A 21,164-nucleotide genomic window follows, 5' to 3' on the forward strand; every position below is an offset into this window, starting at 1 on the left:
GTGACCGAAGACCCCCAGCGCCAGCCCGCCACCAGCGACGACCTGCCCGAGCAGATGCGGGTGCGCCGGGAGAAGCGGGCCCGGCTGGTGGCGCAGGGCACCGAGCCGTATCCCGTCGAGCTGCCCCGCACCCACTCGCTGGCCGAGATCCGGCTGCGCTTCCCGGACCTGCCGCCGGACACCGCCACCGGCGAGGTGGTCGGGGTGACTGGCCGGGTCATGTTCCTGCGCAACACCGGCAAGCTGTGCTTCGCCACGCTGCGCGAGGGGGACGGCACCGAGCTGCAGGCCATGCTCAGCCTGAACAAGGTCGGCGAGGACGCGCTGGCTGCCTGGAAGGCCGACGTCGACCTGGGCGACCACGTGTTCGTGCACGGCGAGGTGATCACCTCCCGCCGGGGGGAGCTGTCCGTCCTGGCCGACGAGTGGCGGATGGCGGCGAAGGCGGTGCGGCCGCTGCCGGTGGCGCACAAGCAGCTCGCCGAGGAAACCCGGATCCGGCAGCGCTATGTCGACCTCATCCAGCGGCCCCAGGCCAGGGACACCGTGCGGACCCGGGCGGCCGTGGTGCGCTCGCTGCGCGATTCGTTCCACCGTCGCGGATTTCTCGAGGTCGAGACGCCGATGCTGCAGACGCTGCACGGCGGCGCGGCGGCCCGACCGTTCGTCACCCACTCCAACGCCTTCGACATCGACCTGTACCTGCGCATCGCGCCGGAGCTGTATCTCAAGCGATGCGTGGTCGGCGGCATCGAGAAGGTCTTCGAGATCAACCGGAACTTCCGTAACGAGGGCAGCGACTCCTCGCACTCGCCCGAGTTCGGGATGCTTGAGTTCTATCAGGCGTACGGCACATACGACTCGATGGCCGTACTGACCAGGGAGCTGATCCAGGAGGCCGCGATGGCGGCGTGCGGGACACTGCGGGTCACCCTGGCCGACGGCACCGAGTACGACCTCGCCGGCGAATGGACGTCGCTGACCATGTACGGCTCGCTGTCCGAGGCGCTCGGCGAGGAGATCACCCCGCGCACCTCGGTCGACCTGCTGCGCAAGCACGCCGACGCGCGCGGCATGGAGCTGGATCCCAAGCTCGGCCACGGCAAGCTGGTCGAGGAGCTGTGGGAACACCTGGTCGGCGACCACCTGTACGCGCCCACCTTCGTGCGCGACTTTCCCGCCGAGACCGCGCCGCTCACCCGGCCGCACCGGGACGACCCGGGCCTTGCCGAAAAGTGGGACCTCTACGTGCGCGGTTTCGAGCTGGCCACCGGATACTCCGAGCTGGTCGACCCCATCGTGCAGCGGCAGCGGCTGGAGGAGCAGGCCAGGATGGCCGCCGCGGGCGACGAAGAGGCCATGCGGCTCGACGAGGACTTTCTCCGAGCTCTGGAGTACGGAATGCCGCCCACCGGTGGCGTGGGAATGGGCATCGACCGCCTGCTGATGGCACTCACGGGTCTCGGTATCCGGGAGACGATCCTCTTCCCACTCGTTCGTCCGGAATGAACAAACGCTCAGCGGGCGGCGGTTAGGTGCGCTAACCTGAAACGGAGAAGGTATTCGTTTGGGTGCGGACTCGGGATTCCGCGCCGCGCACCGGTGTCCGGGGAGGAATCGCAATGGCGCAGAAGGTCACCGTGACCCTTCTCGACGATCTCGACGGCTCCGAGGCCGAGGAGACCGTCGAGTTCGGTCTGGACGGCGTTTCGTACCAGATTGACCTGTCCTCGTCCAATGCCGCCAAGCTGCGTGACTCGCTCGCCAAATTCGTGGCGAGCGCGCGGCGGGCGGGCGGCCGGAAGCGGGCTCAGGGCGCGCGTCCCAGCGGGGCCAAGCCGGCCCGCACCGCCGCGGCCGACAGGGAACAGAACCAGGCCATCCGGGAGTGGGCCCGCAAGCAGGGCATGCAGGTCTCCGACCGCGGCCGCATCCCGGCGGACGTGCTGCAGGCCTACCACAAGCAGCACTGAGCACCCGACCGGCGGCGGGTGCGCCCCGGGCGCGTCGAGGCGCACCCGCCGGCCATGGTCCGGTACCGCGATCGCGCCCCGGTCAGCCGGTGCGGGCCGGATCCACGCCGAACGCCCTGGCCAGGTCGTCCAGCATCGCGTTGGCGCCCGGCAGGCTCACCGAACTGATCCACGTGGTGTCGTCCACGTCGGTCACCTGGCCCCGAAGCTGTCCCCACAGCGGGTTGACCTGGAACCGCTGCTTCACCGCCGCCGACTCGCCCCTGCCGTCCGCGTAGCTGGCCACGAACACCCGGTCCGCGTCCAGGCTGGTGATCTGCTCCTGGGAGAGGTTCACCGAGATCTGCGGCCCGGTCGGCTGGCCGGTCGGGCGGGCCAGCCCGGTGTCGGCGAGCACGATGCCGGGGAACGAGTTCGGCGTGTACAGCCGCACGGTCTGCTCCCCGCCGACGAACCGCACGATCGACACGGTGGGATTGCGGCCCTCCCTGGCGCGGATCTCGTCACCGATCCGGCGCGCCCGGTCCTGGTACGCGGTGATCTGCTGCTCCGCCAGTCGCTCCTTGCCCAGCGCCCTGGCCAGCAGCCGGATGTTGTCCTTCCAGGTGGCTCCGGTGGTGTCGGTGAACACGGTCGGCGCGATGCCGGAGAGCTTGCCGTAGATCTGCTGGTGCCGGACCTTGGCGGAGACGATCAGGTCCGGGTTCCGCGCGGCGATCTGCTCGATGCTCGGGCTGGCCAGGTCGCCGACCGGCTTCGCGTCCCCGGCGTAGGTCGCCGCGTCCGCGCCGAGGTAGCCGGGCAGCCGGTCGCCCAACCCGGGGTAGCGGGTGTACGCGACGACCGGGGTGTGCAGCGCGATGGCGGCGTCCACGAAGCTGGTGTCCAGCGCGGCCACCCGCTGCGGCGCGCGGTCGATCGTGGTCTGCCCCATCGCGTGCGCCACGGTGCGCGGGAACCCGGACTGCCCGCTCGGGCCGGCCGCCCCCGGCGAGTTGGCGGACGCACCACAGCCGGCGACGCCGAGCGTGGCGGCCACGACGGTGACGGCGACGGCGGCACGGCGCGGGAACCACGTGCGCGGCGACCTTCTCATCAAGGCTCCTACATGTTTGGTTAGGCTTGCCTCACTCTTGCGAGGGGACCCTAACCTGATCGAGCGACCGAACGGCAGGGGGTTTCGATGATCGGCTCGAGCCGCGGCCCATGGCGTGGCCACCGGCACCCGGCCACCGCGGACGGCGAAAGGTGACGCGGAGCGTGGCGCGGCCCGCCGGGCCGGACGCCGCGCCGCCGGTGGGCTCCGGCCCGCTCGCCGCCCGCCGCCGTCGCCGGCTGGTCGGCCTGGCCGCGCTGCTGCTCGTGCTGCTGGCCGCCTGCCTGGCCAGCGTCGCGGTCGGCGCCAGGGCCGTGCCGCCAGCCGCGGTGTGGCACGCGCTGGTGGCGCCCACCGGCACGGTGGACGACCTCACCGTCCGCGCACTGCGGCTGCCGCGCACCGCGCTGGGCCTGGCCGCCGGCGCCGCGCTCGGCGTCGCCGGTGCGCTGATGCAGGGCCACACCCGTAACCCGCTGGCCGACCCCGGGCTGCTCGGGGTCACCGCGGGAGCCGCCTTCGCCGTGGTGCTCGCGGTGTCCGCGCTGGGCGTGACCAACCTCTCCGGCTACGTGTGGTTCGGCTTCGCCGGGGCGCTGCTGGCCAGCGTCGGGGTGTTCCTGCTGGGCAGCGGCGCACGCGGCGGGGCCACCCCGGTGACGCTCGCGCTGGCCGGGGCCGCGGTCACCGCGCTGTTACACGCGCTGACCACCGCGGTGGTGCTGCTCGACGCGCGCAGCCTGGACGCCTACCGGTTCTGGCAGATCGGTTCGCTGATCGGCCGGGATCCGGGCGTGGCCGGCCGGGTGGCGCCGTTCCTCGCGGCCGGCCTGCTGCTCGCCGCGGCCAACGCTCCGGGGCTGAACGCGCTGGCCCTCGGCGAGGACGTGGCCCGCGCGCTGGGCCAGCGGATCGGGCTGGTGCGGCTGCTCGGCGTGCTCGCCGTGACCGTGCTGACCGGGGCGAGCGTCGCCGCGTGCGGGCCGCTGGCCTTCGTCGGCCTGGTCGTGCCGCACGCCGCGCGGGCGATCTGCGGCGCGGACTACCGGTGGGTGCTGCCGTACTCGGCGCTGCTCGGCGCGGTGCTGCTGCTGGTCGCCGACGTGCTGGGCCGGGTGGTGGCCCGGCCCGGCGAGCTGGAGGTCGGGATCATGCTTGCCCTGGTCGGCGCGCCGTTCCTGGTGATGCTGGTGCGGCGAAGGAGGTTGGCCCGACTGTGACGTCCACTGTGGACACTGTGGGCACTCGGGTGCCCGGCCGGCGGGGCGTGCGGCTGGGACCGGCGTCCTGGGTGCTGCGGCCCCGGCTGGTCGTGGTGTGCCTGACCGGACTGGCCGCGCTGGTGCTGCTGGTCGCGGTCAACGTCGGGCTGGGCGACTTCCCGATCGGCGTGCCGGACGTGCTGCGGGTGCTCGCCGGCGGCGGCAGCCACGCGCAGCGCTACATCGTGCTGGAGCTGCGGCTGCCCCGGACGCTGACCGGCGCGCTGGTCGGCGCCGCGCTGGGGGTCTCCGGTGCGATCGTCCAGGCGGTCGCCCGCAACCCGCTGGCCAGCCCGGACATCCTCGGCGTCACCTGGGGTGCCGGGGCGGGCGCGGTTGCCGTGATCGCGGTCGCCGGCAGCTACGGCGGTATCAGCGGGCTGGCGTCCACCGTCGGCCTGCCGGTCGCCGCGCTGGGCGGCGGGACGCTGGCCGGCTTCGCGGTGCACCTGCTTGCCTGGCGGCGCGGCCTGGAGGGCTACCGGCTGGTCCTGGTCGGCGTCGCGGTGTCCACCGCGCTGGCCAACCTGACCTACTGGCTGCTCACCGTCGGCAACGTGACCGAAGCCAGCCGCGCGATGGCGTGGATCACCGGCAGCCTGAACGGCCGGGGCTGGACCGACCTGCTGCCGGTCGCCGCCGCCCTGGGCGTGCTGCTGCCGGCCAGCCTGCTCGGCGTGGCGGTGCTCGGTGCGCTGCAACTGGACGACGACACCGTCGGAGGGCTGGGCGTGCGCGCCGGGCCGGCCAGGGCGGCGCTGGTGCTGGCCGCGGTGCTGCTGGCCAGCGTGGCCACCGCGGCGGCCGGCCCGGTCACCTTCGTCGCGCTGGCCGTGCCGCAGGTCGCGATGCGCCTGGCCGGGCTCGCCCAGCCGCCGCTCCTCGCCTCCGCGGTGTTCGGTGCCGCGCTGACCATCGGCGCGGACGTGCTGGCCCGCACCGCGTTCCCGGTGGAACTGCCGGTCGGCGTGGTGACCGCCGCGCTCGGCGCCCCGTACCTGATGTACCTGCTGGCTCGGAGGGCACGAGCATGATCCCCGTGGAACCCGTCTCCCCACCGGAAGCCGGCACCGTCCGGCTGCGCGCCACCGACCTGCGCCTGGCCTACGGCGACCGGGTCGTGGTCGAGGGGCTGGACCTGGACGTGCTCGATGGCACGGTGACCGCGGTGATCGGCCCGAACGGCTGCGGCAAGTCCACCCTGCTGCGCGCACTGGGCCGGCTGCTCGCCCCGCGCGGCGGCGCCGTCCTGCTGGACGGCAGGCGGATCGACCGGCTGCCCACCCGAGAGGTGGCCCGGGTACTGGGCGTGCTGCCGCAGACGCCGCAGGCGCCGGAGGGGCTGACCGTGGTCGACCTGGTGGCCCGCGGCCGGCACCCGCACCAGCGGTGGTACCGGCAGTGGTCGTCGGACGACGAGGCGGCGGTGGCCGAGGCGCTGCGGCTGACCGGGATGCTGGAACTGGCCGAGCGGGACCTGGACGAGCTTTCCGGCGGCCAGCGGCAGCGGGCATGGATCTCCATGGCGCTGGCCCAGGGCACCGACCTGCTGCTGCTCGACGAGCCCACCACGCACCTGGATCTGGCCCACCAGATCGACGTGCTCGACCTGGTCGCGCGGCTGCACGCGGACGCCGGCCGCACGGTGGTCATGGTGCTGCACGACCTGAACCTGGCCGCCCGCTACGCCGGCCGGCTTGTCGCCATGCGGGACGGCCGGATCGTCGCGCACGGCGCCCCGGCCGACGTGCTCACCGAGGACCTGGTGCGCACCGTGTTCGACCTGGACACCAGGGTGGTGCCTGACCCGGTCACCGGCACCCCGCTGGTCGTCCCGGTCGGCCGCGCCGCCGCGTCCTGAGCCGGCCGCTGCCCGCTGAGCTGCCGCTGCCTCCTGGGCCGGTCGTGCGGGCTAGCGGGAGTTCCGGGGCGTCACCCGGGGGCAGGTGGCGCACGGGGCCGGCGCGCCGGGCAGCGCGAAATGGAAGCAGCAGCTTTCCCTGCGCCGCGTCCACTGCGGCTCCCCGGCCGCGTCGGGCAGCCGGCGCAGGGTGGACCCCGAGGTGAACGGGGCCAGCCGCTCGGGAAGCAGCAGCGCGGCGTCGGCCACGCCGGCGCCCTCGTCGCCGCACACCCGGCCGGCCAGCCAGACGCCGATGTCCAGCGCATCGGTGGCGGCCGCCCACAGGGTGCGCCGGCCGAACCGGGTGGTCGGTGCGAACGCGGCGACGAACCGGGCGGCGTGCCCGGCGAAGCGGGCGCGCAGCAGCGCGGCCAGCGCGTGCTCGTCGGCCACCGTGGTGGCTTCCGCGGTGCCGCTGGCCGGGTCGTCCGGCAGGCAGGCGAACCCGGGCGCGAGCAGCGCGATCCCGTCAGGATGCGGTCGGTCGTCGGTCAGCCGGAACGCGACGTCCTCCGGGCGCAGCGAAGGCACCCGCCGGGCGGCGTGGAACAGCAGGGCGCCGAGGTAGCCGGGGACCAGCAGGTACCAGGACATGAGGTAGCCGGAGACGGTGCGCTCCGGGGCGTCGCCGTAGCTGGCGCGCAGCCACTCGGCGAGCCGGGACCGCCAGTGGCGCAACTCACTCTCGGTGTCGAGCAGAGCCGCGCAGTGCCGCCATCGGGCCGCCTCGGTGATCGGGCTGCCGTAGCTCACCGGCAGGTACGCGTGCCGCCCGCCGATCCTCCGGATGGTCTCCTCGATCCCCGCTGTACCCGCACTGACCTGCGGGGATGCCTCTCCGGTCGCGGTGTGGCTGGCACCGTCGGGGTGCGGGGGTGTCGTGCGCGGCCGCACGGCGCCTCCTCGGATGCTCGGCTGGGCGGCGGGGCTGGACCGGACTGGCCTCGTGAGGTTTGCCTAACCTTACCGCTACCGTTTCGGCGGCGCCCGTGCAAGGATGGCCCGTGCGGCGTGAGCGCACTCACGCCACGTTGCGCCGAACGGGTCGCATGTTCGCGCTGGGCGGACAGCACCCGCCAAATGGAATCTGCCTGGCAGGATCGGGCGTTGTTCCGCTTGTCAGGATGTCCCGCAGGACGACGAGCTGTGATCGGGAACTGGGTAAGACGGTTCCGGCGACTACAGTGGTCGTACGGTGCCGCGCTCGTCACGGAACGTCCGGGCGAGCCGAGGGCCGCCGGCGCAGCTGTCAGGGAGTGCGAATGTTCGAAAGGTTCACCGACCGCGCGAGGCGGGTGGTCGTCCTGGCTCAGGAAGAGGCCAGGATGCTCAACCACAACTACATCGGCACCGAGCACATCCTCCTCGGTCTGATCCACGAGGGTGAGGGTGTCGCCGCCAAGGCGCTCGAGTCGCTGGGAATCGCGCTGGAGGGTGTGCGCCAGCAGGTCGAGGAGATCATCGGCCAGGGTCAACAGGCGCCGAGCGGGCACATCCCCTTCACGCCGCGGGCGAAGAAGGTGCTGGAGCTGTCGCTGCGCGAGGCGCTGCAGCTCGGGCACAACTACATCGGCACCGAGCACATCCTGCTCGGTCTGATCCGCGAGGGTGAGGGCGTCGCCGCCCAGGTCCTCGTCAAGCTGGGTGCCGACCTCAACCGGGTCCGTCAACAGGTGCTCCAGCTCCTGTCCGGCTACCAGGGCAAGGAGCCCGCCGAGACGGGCGGCCGCAGCGAGAGCACGCCGTCCTCCTCGCTGGTGCTGGACCAGTTCGGGCGCAACCTCACCGCCAGCGCGCGGGAGGGCAAGCTCGACCCGGTCATCGGGCGGGAGAAGGAAATCGAGCGGGTCATGCAGGTGCTGTCCCGCCGTACCAAGAACAACCCGGTGCTGATCGGCGAGCCCGGCGTCGGGAAGACCGCCGTCGTCGAGGGGCTGGCCCAGCGCATCGTCAAGGGCGAGGTCCCGGAGACGCTGAAGGACAAGCAGCTCTACACCCTGGACCTCGGCTCGCTGGTGGCCGGTTCCCGCTACCGCGGTGACTTCGAAGAGCGGCTGAAGAAGGTGCTCAAGGAGATCCGCACCCGCGGCGACATCATCCTGTTCATCGACGAGATCCACACGCTGGTCGGTGCGGGTGCCGCGGAGGGCGCGATCGACGCGGCGAGCATCCTCAAGCCGATGCTGGCCCGTGGTGAGCTGCAGACCATCGGCGCCACCACGCTCGAGGAGTACCGCAAGTACGTCGAGAAGGACCCGGCCCTGGAGCGCCGGTTCCAGCCCATCCAGGTCGGCGAGCCGTCCCTGGAGCACACCATCGAGATCCTCAAGGGGCTGCGCGACCGCTACGAGGCGCACCACCGGGTCTCCATCACCGACTCCGCACTGGTGGCGGCCGCCACGCTGGCCGACCGCTACATCAACGACCGGTACCTGCCGGACAAGGCGATCGACCTGATCGACGAGGCCGGCGCCCGGATGCGGATCCGCCGGATGACCGCGCCGCCGGACCTGCGCGAGTTCGACGAGAAGATCGCCGACGTGCGCAGGGAGAAGGAGTCCGCGATCGACGCGCAGGACTTCGAGCGCGCGGCCAAGCTGCGCGACCAGGAGAAGCAACTCCTGGCGCAGAAGGCGGAGCGGGAGAAGCAGTGGAAGGACGGCGACCTCGACGTGGTCGCCGAGGTCGACGACGAGCAGATCGCCGAGGTGCTGGCGCACTGGACCGGCATTCCGGTGTTCAAGCTCACCGAGGAGGAGACCACCCGGCTGCTCCGCATGGAGCAGGAGCTGCACAAGCGGATCATCGGCCAGGAGGAGGCCGTCAAGGCCGTCTCCCAGGCGATCCGCCGCACCCGGGCCGGTCTGAAGGACCCGAAGCGCCCGTCCGGCTCGTTCATCTTCGCCGGCCCGTCCGGTGTGGGGAAGACCGAGCTGTCCAAGGCGCTCGCGGAGTTCCTCTTCGGCGACGACGACGCGCTCATCCAGATCGACATGGGTGAGTTCCACGATCGCTACACCGCCTCGCGGCTGTTCGGTGCCCCCCCGGGCTACGTCGGCTACGAGGAGGGTGGTCAGCTCACCGAGAAGGTGCGCCGCAAGCCGTTCTCCGTCGTGCTGTTCGACGAGATCGAGAAGGCGCACCAGGAGGTGTACAACACGCTGCTCCAGGTGCTGGAGGACGGCCGCCTCACCGACGGCCAGGGCCGCACGGTGGACTTCAAGAACACCGTGGTGATCTTCACCTCCAACCTGGGCACCGCGGACATCTCCAAGGCGGTTGGCCTCGGCTTCTCCACCGGCAAGGACGCCTCGTCCGACTACGAGCGGATGAAGCAGAAGGTCAACGACGAGCTGAAGAAGCACTTCCGGCCGGAGTTCCTCAACCGTATCGACGACATCATCGTGTTCCACCAGCTCACCGAGGACGAGATCGTCCGCATGGTGGACCTGATGATCTCGCGGGTGGAGACCCAGCTCCGCAACAAGGACATGTCCATCGAGCTGACCCCGCTGGCCAAGAAGCTGCTCGCCAAGCGCGGCTTCGACCCGGTGCTGGGCGCCCGGCCGCTGCGCCGGACGATCCAGCGGGAGATCGAGGACCAGCTGTCCGAGAAGATCCTCTTCGGCGAGCTGCAGCCTGGCCAGATCGTCATCACCGATGTCGAGGGCTGGGACGGCGATGGCAGCGACGACCGGGCCCGCTTCGTGTTCCGGGGCGAGCCGAAGCCGCTGCACGTGCCGGACTCGCCGCCGGTCGGCCTGACCGCCTCCACGGGCGGCGAGGGCACGACCAACGAGGGCGACCAGGAGTAGGCCGAAGGTAGCGACCGCGAGGGGCGGGCCCCGGGTAAACCGGGGCCCGCCCTTGCGCGTCCGTGGGGAGGAAGGGGGAGGGGGCAGGGATGACGCAGACCTCGGTGGCGCCGCATCGGGAGCGCCACGCCGGCCGCCCCCGGCCTCCCGGCGGCTACGGTGCGTCCGTGCTGGTCACGCTGCTCGCCATGGCTTTCCTCGGGGCGGCGCTGCTGCGGCTCGCCGGGATCGACGGCAACCGGTACACCGTGGCCGCGCTCGCGCTCACCCCGTATGTGGTCGCGGGCGGCACGGTGCTCGGCTTGGTCGCGTTGTCGCTGCGCCGGTGGGCGACGGGCGGCCTGGTGTTGCTGGTCGCCGTGCTGCTGGCCGCCGCGGTGGCGCCCAGGGCGTTCGGCAGGTCCCGGCCGTACGGCACCGGCACCGAACTGCGGGTGCTCACCGCGAACCTCTATGTCGGCCGTGGTGACGCCGCCACCGTGGTCAACCTGGTCCGCGAGCACCGGGTCGACGTACTCAGCCTGCAGGAGCTGACGCCGGAGGCGGTGGCCGCGCTGGACCGCGCCGGGCTCGGCGCGGAGCTCCCGTACCGCGAGTTCCGCCCGGGGCCCACGTCCACCGGCTCCGGGCTGGCGGCGCGCTACCCGTTACAGCCACGCTCGCTGGCCGGTCCGTCCGGGGCGCAGCAGCCGGGCGCGCTGCTCATCCTGCCCACGGGGGAACGGGTCGAGCTGCTCGCCGCCCACCCGACCTGGCCGTTCGGCCCGGGCGGCGCGGACGCCTGGCGGCGAGAGCTGGCCGGGCTGCCCGAGCCGAACCCGGAGGGCACGGTGCGAGTGCTCGCCGGCGACTTCAACGCCACGGTGGACCACGCCGCGTTCCGCCGGCTGCTCGGCCTCGGCTACGCGGACGCCGCGGACCAGGCGGGCGCCGGTCTGCTGCCCACCTGGCCGGCCAACGGCCGCCGCTGGCCGCCGGTGACCATCGACCACGTGCTGGTTGACCGGCGCTGCCCGGTGGACGAGGTCCAGGTGTTCGACGTCCCGGGCAGCGATCACCGCGCCCTCCTCGCCCGGTTCTCCCTACCCAAGCCGTGAGTTCGCCTGACGTGCGGCTCGAGAATCCTGTGAATCCGATGAAGGCGCGGCTCGGGTAGGCGGCGAGCCTTGCGGCAGCGCGGGTGCGGTATCTAGTTTGGGACCAAACGACACTCTCTGTCGTTCGTCCGCGTGGCCGAGACGAGTCCGCGCGGACGCGGCGAACACGCAGAAGGTCCCCATTTCTGAAGGAGTTCGCATGCCGCACACCACACGCGGACCGCGCCGCCGCACAGGCCTCGCTCGCGGCGCGGCAGCCAGCGCCGTCATCCTGACCGTCATCTCCGTCGCCGGTGCGATCCACGCGTCGGCGACCCCCACGGCGACCACCTCGGCCGCTCGGTCCAAACCGACCACGTCGAGCCCGCCGTCGAGCACGCCGACCGCGCCACCGTCGACCGTGTTCGACCATCCGCTGACGACAAGCCAGTGCTTACAGCGGTACCACATTTCGTGCTACTCGCCGACCCAGTTGCAGCGCGCCTACAACGTCACGCCGTTGTACGACCGGGGCATCACCGGAACCGGCAAGACGATCGTGGTGGTCATCTCGCACGGGTCGCCGACGATCCAGCACGACCTCGACATGTTCGACAAGCAGTTCGGTCTGCCGGATACCAGGATTCGGGAAATCAAGTTCGGCAACATTCCACCGTTCGACCCGAACGACCAGAACATGCTCGGCGCCGCGCATGAGGTCACCATCGACGTCGAGTACGCCCACGCCATGGCGCCCGGGGCGAACATCGTCATCGCGGAGACCCCGGACGGCCCGATGACCACGACCATGGACGCCGAGAAGTCCCTGATCGACCAGGGCATCGGCGACGTGATCACGCAGAGCTTCGGCCAGGCGGAGCAGCAGTTACCGAACATCAACGACCTGCGGTACGCCTTCACCGACGCCGCCAGGCACAACGTGTCCGTGCTCGCCGCCAGCGACGACACCGGGCCGACCAACCACGGCCCGGGCGGCACGCTCTACTCGTCGGCGACGTCGTGGCCGGCCTCGGACCCGCTGGTCACCGCCGTCGGCGGCACCCACCTCAGCCTCGACGACGCCGGCCGCCGCACCGGCCCGGACACCGTGTGGAACGACGGGCGGGGCGCCGGCGGCGGCGCGCGGTCCCAGTCCTTCGCACGGCCGGCCTACCAGGACGGGGTCAGCTCGGTGGTGGGCAGCCAGCGCGGCGTCCCGGACATCAGCCTCGACGCGGCCGAGGTGGACGGCACCTGGCTCTACACCAGCTACGACCCGAAGAACGTCGGGTGGCGGGTGTTCTCCGGCGGCACCAGCCAGGCCAGCCCGCTGCTCGCCGGCATCGCGGCCCTGGCCGACCAGTACGCCGGCCATGACCTCGGCCAGCTCAACCCGCGGCTGTACCAGCTCGCGCGGGACGGCGCACGCGCCGGCATCCGGGACGTCACGATCGGCGACAACACCTTCGGCGGCGTGACCGGCTTCCCGGCGACACCGGGATACGACCTGGCCAGTGGCCTGGGAACGATCGACGCCAGCCGGTTCGTCCCCGCGCTCGCCGGTACCGCCCGCGCGAACCGCTGACCGCGGTGCGGCCGGACGCGGCGGCTTCCCGCGGGACGCCCGCGGGAAGCCGCCGTCGCGCCGCGTGGGATCAGGTGAGCCGGGCGTCGAGGCGGGTGAGGCCGTCGAGGGCGCCGAGCGGGACGGAGACGCCGTGGCCGTGCCGGACCTCCGGTTCGCGCGGGTTGATCCGGATCAGCGTGCCACCGGCGACGCTGGCCAGCTCGGCCTGGCGGCGCACGGTCGGGACCGCGGTGCCGGCGCCCAGTTCGACCACCACCAGCCGGGCGTCGCGCAGCCCCCGCCGCCACCGCGCCAGCCCGTCCAGCCGCTCCTGGCTGCGCCAGCCCAGCCAGCCGTCGTCACCGAACATCAGGATGTTCGGCCGGGCCAGGCCGCCGCAGTGCGGGCAGCGCGGCAGGTCCCCGGCCGCGCGCATGGTGTCCGGGTCGACCGCCACCTCGGTGCCGTCCGCCGGCCAGACGGCGTCCTGGCAGGGCTCGACGCACTGCAGGTGGTGGATGGAGCCGTGCACCTCGGCGACATGTTCAGCGGCGAATCCGGCCCGCTGGAACTGGCCGTCCACATTGGACGTGAAGACGCGGATGCCGCCGGGTAGCCGGTCGCCCCAGCGGCGTAGCACCGCGAACCCGGCGTGCGGCTCGGTGCGCCGGTACAGGTGCAGCCGGTGGCCGTAGAAGCCCCAGGCCAGCTCCGGGTCGGCGACGAAGTGCTCGGGGTTGGCCAACTCGACGAACCGCAGGCCGAGCCGGGCGTAGGGCGGGTAGGCGCGCCAGAACCCGTGGTCGCCGCGGAAGTCCGGCAGCCCGGAGTCCACGCCGATCCCGGCGCCGGCGCAGACCAGCAGCGCGTCGGCGCCGGCGAGCAGGTCGGCGGCACGGTCCAGCGCCGCGTCGATCTCCGCCACGGGCGGGTCAGCCCGACCGGGGCTCGCTGCGCTGCACCACCTCGAACTCGAGCAGACTGGCGCCGGTGGAGACCGGCTTCTGCCGCTCGCCGGCGTGCGCCTCCTTGGCCGGACCGCTCGCCCACGCCTGGAACGCCTCCTCGGACTCCCAGCGCGTGTACACGAAGTAGCGGTTCTCGCCCTTGACCGGCCGGAGCAGCTCGAAGCCCAGGAAGCCGGGGGCGCTGTCCACCGCGCCGTGCCGCTCGGCGAACCGCCGCTCCAGTTCCTCGCCCGCGCCCTCGGGAACCTCGATCGCGTTGATCTTCACAACCGCCATGACTCCAGCCTACGAGCCGGTGGCGCGGAAGCACTCACTGGCGCAGCGTGCCCGGGTAGAGGTACTGCTCCGGCGGCAGCATGCCGTCGTGGAACCAGGCCTGCAGGAAGCCGCGCAGGTCCTGGCCCGACACCTGCTGCAGGAACGCCTCGAACTCCGGCCAGGACGCGTTGCCGCCCCGGTGCAGCGTCGGCCAGCCGCGCAGCACGGCGTCGAAGGCGCTCTCCCCGATCTGCCGGCGCAGCGCGTGCATGGCCAGGATGCCCTTGCTGTAGACCGAGGTGAACTCCCGACCCGGGCCCATGTCGTACAGCCGGCCGGACCAGAACGACGGGTTGTTCCGGGTCCGGGCGATGTACTGGCGGTACGCGGTGTCCAGGTCCCAGTGGTCCTTGACCTCCGCCCACAGCCACTGCGCGTAGCTGGCGAAGCACTCGTTGAGGCAGGTGTCCCGCCAACCGTCCACGGACACCGAGTCGCCGAACCACTGGTGGGTGTTCTCGTGCACGATCGTGGCCAGGTTCGCCCAGTGCGCGTAGGTGGGGCGGGTCTGCGTCTCCAGGGAGAAGCCGATCTGGTCGGCCAGGAAGATCCCGCCGGCGGCGTCCTGCGGATACGGGCCGAACTTGCTGGACAGGAAGTCCAGGATCTCCGGCAGCCTGGTCTCCAGCTCGCGCTTGTCCTCCGCGCCCGGCGCGTAGGCGTCGACCACCGGGGTGCCGTCGGCCAGCCGCGACCGTTCCAGCGTCCAGTGGTCGATCGCCACGGTGGTCAGGTAGGTGGCGATCGGGGTGTCCTCGGCCCACCGGAAGGTGGTCCACCCGCCCGACGAGGTGGTGCCCTGCTCGCGGCCGTTGGACACCACCGACCAGCCGTCCGGCACCGTGGCGGAGAGGTGGAACGTGGCCTTGTTCCTCGGCGTGTCGTTGGCCGGATACCAGGAGGTGGCCGAGTGCGGCTCGCCGGCGGCGAACGCGCCACCGCCGGCGGAGATCTGCCAGCCGCCGACGCCGAGCAGCGCGGGGATCTGTTTCGGGATGCCGGCGTAGCGCACCTCCACCCGCACCGGCGTGCCGGATTCCAGCGGGCGCGGCGGCGTGACCACCAGTTCGTGGTCGCCGCTGCGGGCGAACGCCGCCGGCCGGCCGTCCACCGTCACCGCGTGCACGTCCAACCCGGTCAGGTCGAGGTTGAACCGGTTGAGCCGCTGGGTGGTGCGCCCGCTGACCACGGTGTCGCCGGCCAGGTGGTGGCTGACCGGGTCGTAGGTGATCGCCACCTGGTAGTCGGCCACCAGGTAGCCGCCGTTGCCGTCGGTGGGGTAGTAGTCGTCGCCGGCGCCGTCCCGACCGGCGACCGGTGACCCGGCCCGCGCGGTCATCGGGATCACCGCTGAGGACGTCACGAGCGCTGCGCAGGCCAGCGTCACGACGGCGAGCGGCACGGAACGCCAGGCGCTGGTGGGGTTCATCGGGCTCCCTGGGCAGGCGCCGCTCATCCGGCGTCGACGGGTGTGATCTGCTTTGTTACCGGGTGCGCGGCCGGTGTGACAAGCCGCGCACGCCCGGACGGGTGGCCCGTCAGGGGAGCAGCACGTCGATCTCGCCGGTGCGGGTGTCGGTGATGCCGACCTGCCGGATGGCCGCGCGGATCGGCTGGACCGGGTGCAGCGTGGCGAACCCGGTGGCCAGCTCGGCCGGCGTGACGCCCTGGGTAAGCAGGCAGTGCGGCACCCACGCCCCCGGCAGGTGGTACGCCGATGGCTGGCGGACCCGGCCGGCGAGCACGTCGTGCACCGCGGAGTGCACGGCCAGCAGCTCGGTGTCCACCACCGCGCCGAGCCAGAGGGCGTTGTCGGTGGTGGGGAAGGTGGCCAGGGTGGAGAGCCAGAGGTTGGGCAGGGCGAGCAGGGACAGGTCGCGGCGCAGCGCCTCCCTGGCCGGGCGGGGAATCGAGCCGGCCCGGGCGAAGGTCACGTGCGGCCGGTGGGTGCGGCCGGCCATGCTGGGCACGCCGCCGCGCTCCAGCCGCCGCCACAGCGCGCGCACGGCCACGTCCGCCTCGTCGTCGAAGAAGAGGTCCAGTGCGTGCGCCACGCGGTCATCCTGCCAGCCGGGTCAGTGCTCGCCGGGAAGGGCGAACCGGCCGTCGGCCGTCTGCTCCACCAGCCCGTCGACCAGCAGCGAGTCCAGGCAGCGGTCCCGCTGGCCGCCGTCCGACCACACCGCGTCCAGCCGGGTCTTGGGCACCGGCTCGGTGGTGCCGCGCAGCACCTCCAGCAGCAGGCCGCGCACGTACCGGTCGGTGCCGGCGTAGCGCTGCACCGGCTTGGCCGGCCCGTCGTAGGCCGGGCGGCCGGCGTGTTGCCAGGCGCAGGCGCCGATCACCGGGCAGGCGGCGCAGCGCGGCGAGCGGGCGGTGCAGACCAGCTGGCCGAGTTCCATCAGCGCGGCGGAGAACCGGGCCGCGGTGGCCTCGTCCTCCGGCAGCAGCGCCTCGACGTCGGCCAGGTCCCGCCCGCCGCCGGCGGGGCCCGCGTCGCCCGCGCCGTGCACGGCACGGGCCACCACCCGGCGCACGTTGGTGTCCACCACCGGGCAGCGCCGGCCGTAGGCGAACGCGGCGACCGCCCTCGCGGTGTACGCGCCGATGCCGGGCAGCGCCAGCAGAGTGTCCACATCGGACGGGACGACGTCGCCGTGCTCGGTGGCGATCGCGGTGGCCGCCTCGTGCAGCCGCAGCGCGCGGCGCGGGTAGCCCAGCCGGCCCCAGGCGCGCAGCACCTCGCCCTGGGTCGCCGCGGCCAGGTCGGACGGCCGGGGCCAGCTCGCCATCCAGGCCAGCCACACCGGCTCCACCCGGCTCACCGGCGTCTGCTGCAGCATGATCTCGCTGACCAGCACGCCCCACGCGGTGGTCTCCGGCCGCCGCCAGGGCAGGTCACGGCCGTTGCGCGCGAACCAGTCGACGAGAACGTGGGGATCCAGGCGGGCGCTCATGATGCGCCCATTCTGGCAAGCCCGCGCCTACCGGACCTCGTCCAGGGCGCCGGTGTGCACGTCGTAGACGAAGCCGCGCACCGCGTCGGTGTGCGGCAGGAACGGGCTGCGCCGCACCCGCTCCACGGACTGCCGCACGCTGTCCTTGACGTCCCGGAACGCCTCCACCGCCCAGGTCGGCCGCAGCCCGGTGTCGCGCTCCAGTTCGTCCTTGAACTCGTCCTCGGTGACCATGGACAGCCCGCACGAGGTGTGCTGGATGACCACCACCTCGCGGGTGCCGAGCTTGCGCTGGCTGAGCGCGAGGGAGCGGATCATGTCGTCGGTGACCACGCCGCCGGCGTTGCGCAGCACGTGCGCCTCGCCCTGCCGCAGGCCGAACAGCTCGAACACCCGGATCCGGGCGTCCATGCAGGTCAGGATGGCGATCTGGAGCGAGGGGCTGGCCGAGCTGCGGTCCCCGGCGACGGGGTCGGCCAGGTCGCGGTTGCGTCGCAGGAGTTCGTCGGTCGCGGCCATGTACACCTCCGGGTGAGGGGACTTGGTCGGCGGCCGCGGTCCCGCGGCACTGCCTCGTCCTCGCCGAACACGTGCCTTTCCCTGCATGAAAGCCGCCCGCGTGAAGGCGTCACAAGGCCCTTTAGACGCAAGTCACGGTGCCCTTCGGCGAGCTGGTGCGAGCCGACACGCACCGTCACCGCGGCAGCCGCTCGCACGGGTCGCTGGACCGGTTCCGGGCAACGCTCACGGCGGCCGGCTCGGCGGTGTTCGGGTGGTCGAAACGACCGGAACGCGCGACGGGCGGTTGCCGCACGCGGCGCGGTCGCCCGGCTTACCGTCCGGCCATGACCGATCCCGAGGGTCCGCTGCCGCGCTGGGTGTACTGGCGGCGGCGTGCGGTGGCCGCGGCCGGGTCCGTCGGCCTGCTGGTGGTCCTGGTCTGGCTGCTGGCCATGCTGCACGAGCACGACCAGCCGGATGCCCGCGGCGCCGCGGCGTACTCGTCCACCACGCCGGCATCGACCACCGAGTCGTCGACGCCGTCCTCGACGTCCACCGCCCCGCCGTCGTCCTCCGCCTCCGGTTCGGCGGTGCCCTCGGTGAGCGGGACACCGGCCGGGGCGCCCGTCGCACCCGCCGCTGCCCCCGCGATACCCCCTCCGCCACCGCCACCGCCACCGCCTCCGCCGCCCGGACCGTGCCCGGACGCGGTGATCCGGGTGGTCGCCGAGGTCGACCGGCCCGGCTACGGCCCCGGTGATCATCCGGAGTTCCGGCTGGTGGTGCTGAACGCCGGCCCGGTGGCGTGCGTGCGGGACATCAGCCGGCACCTCCGCGAGCTGATGGTCACCCCGATCGGTCCCGGCAACCGGCTCTGGTCCAGTAACGACTGCTACTCCGGCGATGTTGACGGGCCGCGGCTGCTGCGGCCGGGCGAACGCGCGGAGTTCGGCGTCACCTGGGCACGGCGCACCTCCGCGCCCGGCTGCCCAGGCGGCCGCAACGCCGTGCCACCCGGCGACTACTTCCTGGTGGGCCGGCTGGGCAAGCTGGTCAGCGCGCCCACCCGGTTCCACCTCGGCTGAACCCGTGCCACCCGGTCACGGGCCGAACCAGCGTTCCTCCGCGGTGCGCGGCGCCGCCGAGGTGGTGCCCGGCACCAACTCGGTGCCCAGGGTGACCGAGCGTGGCCGGTTGTGCTCGGCGATGTCCAGCAGCAGCTTGCCGGCGGCCCGTCCCTTTTCCAGTACCGGCTGGCGGACCGTGGTCAGCCCGGCCCGCTCGGCCTCCGGGATGCCGTCGAAACCGGTGACCGTGAGGTCCTGCGGCACCCGCAGCCCGCGCCGCGCGGCCTCCTGGAGCGCGCCCAGCGCGAGGATGTCCGAGGTGCAGATCAGCGCGGTGATCTCCGGGTCGCGGTCCAGCACCTGACCGGCGGCGGAGGCGCCGCAGGCGATGTTGTGGTCGAACCGCTCGACCACGGGAACCCGCGCCCAGTCCACGCCGACCGCGCCGAAGGACTCGGCGAGCGCGGCGAGCCGCGCGCGCTGCACGTGGAAGTGCGCCTTGCGCTGCCGGTCCGGCGTGACGAATCCGTCGTTGCGGTCCCGGGCCAGCCGCATGCAGACCACGCCGATGCGCCGGTGGCCCAGCCGGATCAGATGATCGGCGAGTTCGGCGACGGCAGCGCGGTCGTCGATCCCGACCAGGTCCACGTTCTCGATCTTCGGCTGGTCGCACACGACGGTGGGTACCGGTCGTTCCAGTACCGCGGCCAGGTGCGGGTCGTCGTCCGGCACGGAGTAGACGACGAAGCCGTCCACGCCGGCGCGGTGCACCGCGGCGACGTCCTCCCGCTCCGGGTTGGCCGGCACCAGCAGCAGCCCCTGGCCGGCATCCTCGCAGGCCAGCGCCAGCCCCTCGAGGAACCCGATGGCAGCCGGGTCACGGAAGGCGTAGGAGAGGTTCTCGGTGAGCAGCAGGCCAACCGCGCCGGCCTTCCTGGTGCGCAGGGAGCGGGCGACCGGGTCCGGCCCGGGGTACCCCAGCCGCCGCGCCGTCTCCAGCACCCGCCGCCGCAGCTCCGGGGAGAGCTGGTCGGGGCGGTTGTACGCGTTGGACACCGTCGTCCGCGACACCCCCAGCTCGGCGGCGAGAGAGGCCAGCGTCGCCGGGCGTCGCACATGCATAGACCGCGCCATGTAGTGACCGTAACGGTTCAGAACCAATTGGAGAAGTCCGCGTGATATGCGTCCCTCGCCATCATTATCTGCCCTGTTCAGTCGGGCGGCGCGCGGAGCACTATGGTCTAGACCTCTTGGTCCTGCCGGGTTGGTGGTTGACGGGCCCGGTGACCAACGGATCGTCGACTTTGCGTGACCATGCGGTCGCCAGTGGTCCCCGGTTGGTACAGACCATGACATCCGGAGGGCTGACGAAAGCGCTTGCGGCGGTTACCGTGACGAGACACGCAACACAGTGAAAGGGACGTCACATGGCCGAGGTCGCCTACGTCAACGCATCCCGGGTCTTCCCGGGCAGTCCTCCGGTGCGGGCCGTGGACCAGCTCGGGTTGGACGTGTCCGACGGGGAGTTTCTGGTCCTGGTAGGCCCTTCGGGGTCGGGCAAGTCGACGGCGCTGCGCATGCTCGCGGGGCTGGAGGACGTCGACGAGGGTTCGGTGACCATCGGCGGCAAGGACGTCACGAACGTCCCCCCGAAGGGGCGGGACATCGCCATGGTGTTCCAGTCCTATGCGCTGTACCCGCACATGACCGTGGCGGAGAACATGGGGTTCGCGCTCAAGCTGCGCGGCGTGCCGAAGGCGACGATCAAGGAGAAGGTCGCCGAGGCGGCCACGATGCTCGATCTGACCAAGTATCTCGACCGCAAGCCCAAGGCGCTCTCCGGCGGCCAGCGCCAGCGCGTCGCGATGGGCCGGGCGATCGTCCGCGAGCCGTCGGTGTTTCTGATGGACGAGCCGCTGTCCAACCTGGACGCCAAGCTGCGGGTGGAGACGCGGGCCAACATCGCCGCGCTGCAGCAGCGGCTGGGCACCACGACCATCTACGTCACCCACGACCAGGTCGAGGCGATGACCATGGGGCACCGGGTAGCGGTGCTCAAGGACGGCGTGCTGCAGCAGTGCGACACCCCGCGCAACCTGTACGAGCGGCCGGCGAACGCGTTCGTGGCCGGGTTCATGGGCTCGCCGGCGATGAACCTCAAGACCGTGCCGTTGGCCGCCGACGGCGCCCAGCTCGACGGGCTGAGCGTGCCGCTGCCCCGCCAGATGCTGGACGCGGCGGCCAGGGCGGGGCTCTCCGAGGTGACCTTCGGCGTCCGGCCGGAGTCGCTGCACCTGACCGGCGCGGACGAGTCGGGCATGGAACTGGTCGTCGAGCTGGTCGAGGAGCTGGGCGCGGACGCCTACATCTACGGCACCGCCCGGATCGGCGACCGGCCCGAGCGGTTCATCGTCCGGGTTGACAGCCGCACCCCGCCCGCGCTCGGGCAGACCGTCCGGGTCACCGTGCGCGACCCCAACGAGGTGCACCTGTTCCACCCGGAAACCGGCGACCGCCTGCAGGCCGCCTGACACGGCGCGGCCGAGCCGCCGAGCTGGCCCCCGCCTGCCGTGGCGCGTGCGGGGGCGGCCGGGTATGCCGTGGACCGCCCGTTCGTGGTGAGCCGTCACGGAGCCCCCTAAGCTGGAATCGACAACGGTT

The 21,164-nt window shown here is 72.6% G+C and carries 19 protein-coding genes; 10 read left to right on the plus strand and 9 right to left on the minus strand.

The annotated features are described in order from the left end of the window. The first annotated feature begins 54 nt into the window (after positions 1–54). Entirely contained in the window at positions 55–1,509 is a 1,455-nt protein-coding gene (gene lysS, locus FFT21_RS11940; RefSeq protein WP_137813937.1) for a lysine--tRNA ligase, read from the plus strand. 113 nt (positions 1,510–1,622) lie between these two features. Further along, positions 1,623–1,973, plus strand: a complete 351-nt coding sequence (locus FFT21_RS11945) for a histone-like nucleoid-structuring protein Lsr2 (RefSeq protein ID WP_137813881.1) — start codon at positions 1,623–1,625, stop codon at positions 1,971–1,973. Positions 1,974–2,055: 82 nt separating this feature from the next. On the opposite strand, the gene FFT21_RS11950 is transcribed toward FFT21_RS11945, so the two are convergent. Continuing rightward, the gene (locus FFT21_RS11950) at positions 2,056–3,069 is read right to left on the minus strand and encodes an ABC transporter substrate-binding protein (protein WP_137813882.1); all 1,014 of its coding nucleotides are present in this window, start codon (positions 3,067–3,069) and stop codon (positions 2,056–2,058) included. Positions 3,070–3,233: 164 nt separating this feature from the next. Between FFT21_RS11950 and FFT21_RS11955 the strand changes: the two genes are divergently transcribed. Genes FFT21_RS11955 through FFT21_RS11965 form a run of 3 tightly spaced genes read left to right on the plus strand, consistent with a single transcriptional unit; the run spans position 3,234 to position 6,192 of the window. Continuing rightward, entirely contained in the window at positions 3,234–4,289 is a 1,056-nt protein-coding gene (locus FFT21_RS11955) for a FecCD family ABC transporter permease (RefSeq protein WP_225978326.1), read from the plus strand. Further along, the gene (locus tag FFT21_RS11960) at positions 4,286–5,365 is read left to right on the plus strand and encodes a FecCD family ABC transporter permease (protein ID WP_137813884.1); all 1,080 of its coding nucleotides are present in this window, start codon (positions 4,286–4,288) and stop codon (positions 5,363–5,365) included. The genes FFT21_RS11955 and FFT21_RS11960 overlap by 4 nt, the downstream gene beginning before the upstream one ends. Before the next feature lie 5 nt (positions 5,366–5,370). Next, positions 5,371–6,192 carry an ABC transporter ATP-binding protein gene (locus FFT21_RS11965; RefSeq protein WP_225978327.1) on the plus strand — a complete coding sequence of 274 codons (822 nt, stop codon included), beginning with the start codon at positions 5,371–5,373 and terminating at the stop codon, positions 6,190–6,192. A gap of 51 nt (positions 6,193–6,243) precedes the next feature. On the opposite strand, the gene FFT21_RS11970 is transcribed toward FFT21_RS11965, so the two are convergent. Continuing rightward, positions 6,244–7,128 carry a (2Fe-2S)-binding protein gene (locus FFT21_RS11970; RefSeq protein WP_225978328.1) on the minus strand — a complete coding sequence of 295 codons (885 nt, stop codon included), beginning with the start codon at positions 7,126–7,128 and terminating at the stop codon, positions 6,244–6,246. A gap of 368 nt (positions 7,129–7,496) precedes the next feature. Here FFT21_RS11970 and FFT21_RS11975 point away from each other — a divergent pair, with 368 nt between their 5' ends. From FFT21_RS11975 to FFT21_RS11985, 3 genes are all read left to right on the plus strand, one after another. Then, positions 7,497–10,049, plus strand: a complete 2,553-nt coding sequence (locus tag FFT21_RS11975) for an ATP-dependent Clp protease ATP-binding subunit (protein WP_137813886.1) — start codon at positions 7,497–7,499, stop codon at positions 10,047–10,049. Between the two features lie 89 nt (positions 10,050–10,138). Then, positions 10,139–11,146, plus strand: coding sequence for an endonuclease/exonuclease/phosphatase family protein (locus FFT21_RS11980; protein ID WP_137813887.1), 1,008 nt, complete (start codon positions 10,139–10,141; stop codon positions 11,144–11,146). Between the two features lie 199 nt (positions 11,147–11,345). Continuing rightward, positions 11,346–12,710 (plus strand): S53 family peptidase, encoded by a 1,365-nt coding sequence (locus FFT21_RS11985; protein ID WP_137813888.1) that lies wholly within the window; start codon positions 11,346–11,348, stop codon positions 12,708–12,710. Positions 12,711–12,780: 70 nt separating this feature from the next. On the opposite strand, the gene FFT21_RS11990 is transcribed toward FFT21_RS11985, so the two are convergent. The 6 genes from FFT21_RS11990 to FFT21_RS12015 form a co-directional block, all read right to left on the minus strand. Continuing rightward, positions 12,781–13,608: an SIR2 family NAD-dependent protein deacylase gene (locus FFT21_RS11990; RefSeq protein WP_137813939.1), complete on the minus strand. Its 828-nt coding sequence runs from the start codon at positions 13,606–13,608 to the stop codon at positions 12,781–12,783. Positions 13,609–13,624: 16 nt separating this feature from the next. Further along, positions 13,625–13,936, minus strand: a complete 312-nt coding sequence (locus FFT21_RS11995; RefSeq protein ID WP_137813889.1) for an antibiotic biosynthesis monooxygenase family protein — start codon at positions 13,934–13,936, stop codon at positions 13,625–13,627. 34 nt (positions 13,937–13,970) lie between these two features. Then, positions 13,971–15,407: a M1 family metallopeptidase gene (locus FFT21_RS12000; protein ID WP_192909495.1), complete on the minus strand. Its 1,437-nt coding sequence runs from the start codon at positions 15,405–15,407 to the stop codon at positions 13,971–13,973. Between the two features lie 109 nt (positions 15,408–15,516). After that, complete coding sequence (locus FFT21_RS12005) at positions 15,517–16,032, minus strand: 2'-5' RNA ligase family protein (RefSeq protein WP_137813890.1); 516 nt, start codon at positions 16,030–16,032, stop codon at positions 15,517–15,519. A gap of 21 nt (positions 16,033–16,053) precedes the next feature. Continuing rightward, positions 16,054–16,935, minus strand: a complete 882-nt coding sequence (locus FFT21_RS12010) for an HhH-GPD family protein (RefSeq protein WP_137813891.1) — start codon at positions 16,933–16,935, stop codon at positions 16,054–16,056. Between the two features lie 27 nt (positions 16,936–16,962). Beyond that, a complete protein-coding gene (locus tag FFT21_RS12015) occupies positions 16,963–17,454 on the minus strand; it encodes a beta-class carbonic anhydrase (RefSeq protein WP_137813892.1) in 492 nt (163 codons plus the stop codon). Positions 17,455–17,780: 326 nt separating this feature from the next. On the opposite strand from FFT21_RS12015, the gene FFT21_RS29130 reads away from it, so the two are divergent. Then, positions 17,781–18,521, plus strand: coding sequence for a hypothetical protein (locus tag FFT21_RS29130; protein WP_192909496.1), 741 nt, complete (start codon positions 17,781–17,783; stop codon positions 18,519–18,521). Positions 18,522–18,536: 15 nt separating this feature from the next. Here the strand turns inward: FFT21_RS29130 and FFT21_RS12025 are convergent, their stop codons facing one another. Then, complete coding sequence (locus FFT21_RS12025) at positions 18,537–19,637, minus strand: LacI family DNA-binding transcriptional regulator (protein WP_137813893.1); 1,101 nt, start codon at positions 19,635–19,637, stop codon at positions 18,537–18,539. Positions 19,638–19,930: 293 nt separating this feature from the next. Between FFT21_RS12025 and FFT21_RS12030 the strand changes: the two genes are divergently transcribed. After that, complete coding sequence (locus FFT21_RS12030; protein WP_137813894.1) at positions 19,931–21,034, plus strand: ABC transporter ATP-binding protein; 1,104 nt, start codon at positions 19,931–19,933, stop codon at positions 21,032–21,034. The last annotated feature ends 130 nt before the right edge of the window (positions 21,035–21,164 follow it).

It is taken from the genome of Gandjariella thermophila, assembly GCF_005405885.1.
Lineage (GTDB): Bacteria > Actinomycetota > Actinomycetes > Mycobacteriales > Pseudonocardiaceae > Gandjariella > Gandjariella thermophila.

What these genes read in the sequence shown, in the direction of transcription:
- lysS (WP_137813937.1), top strand. Translation starts at nt 55, where the DNA reads ATGCGGGTGCGCCGGGAGAAGCGGGCCCGGCTGGTGGCGCAGGGCACC.
- FFT21_RS11945 (WP_137813881.1), top strand. Translation starts at nt 1,623, where the DNA reads ATGGCGCAGAAGGTCACCGTGACCCTTCTCGACGATCTCGACGGCTCC.
- FFT21_RS11950 (WP_137813882.1), bottom strand. Translation starts at nt 3,069, where the DNA reads ATGAGAAGGTCGCCGCGCACGTGGTTCCCGCGCCGTGCCGCCGTCGCC.
- FFT21_RS11975 (WP_137813886.1), top strand. Translation starts at nt 7,497, where the DNA reads ATGTTCGAAAGGTTCACCGACCGCGCGAGGCGGGTGGTCGTCCTGGCT.
- FFT21_RS11980 (WP_137813887.1), top strand. Translation starts at nt 10,139, where the DNA reads ATGACGCAGACCTCGGTGGCGCCGCATCGGGAGCGCCACGCCGGCCGC.
- FFT21_RS11985 (WP_137813888.1), top strand. Translation starts at nt 11,346, where the DNA reads ATGCCGCACACCACACGCGGACCGCGCCGCCGCACAGGCCTCGCTCGC.
- FFT21_RS11995 (WP_137813889.1), bottom strand. Translation starts at nt 13,936, where the DNA reads ATGGCGGTTGTGAAGATCAACGCGATCGAGGTTCCCGAGGGCGCGGGC.
- FFT21_RS12000 (WP_192909495.1), bottom strand. Translation starts at nt 15,407, where the DNA reads ATGAACCCCACCAGCGCCTGGCGTTCCGTGCCGCTCGCCGTCGTGACG.
- FFT21_RS12010 (WP_137813891.1), bottom strand. Translation starts at nt 16,935, where the DNA reads ATGAGCGCCCGCCTGGATCCCCACGTTCTCGTCGACTGGTTCGCGCGC.
- FFT21_RS12015 (WP_137813892.1), bottom strand. Translation starts at nt 17,454, where the DNA reads ATGGCCGCGACCGACGAACTCCTGCGACGCAACCGCGACCTGGCCGAC.
- FFT21_RS29130 (WP_192909496.1), top strand. Translation starts at nt 17,781, where the DNA reads ATGACCGATCCCGAGGGTCCGCTGCCGCGCTGGGTGTACTGGCGGCGG.
- FFT21_RS12025 (WP_137813893.1), bottom strand. Translation starts at nt 19,637, where the DNA reads ATGGCGCGGTCTATGCATGTGCGACGCCCGGCGACGCTGGCCTCTCTC.
- FFT21_RS12030 (WP_137813894.1), top strand. Translation starts at nt 19,931, where the DNA reads ATGGCCGAGGTCGCCTACGTCAACGCATCCCGGGTCTTCCCGGGCAGT.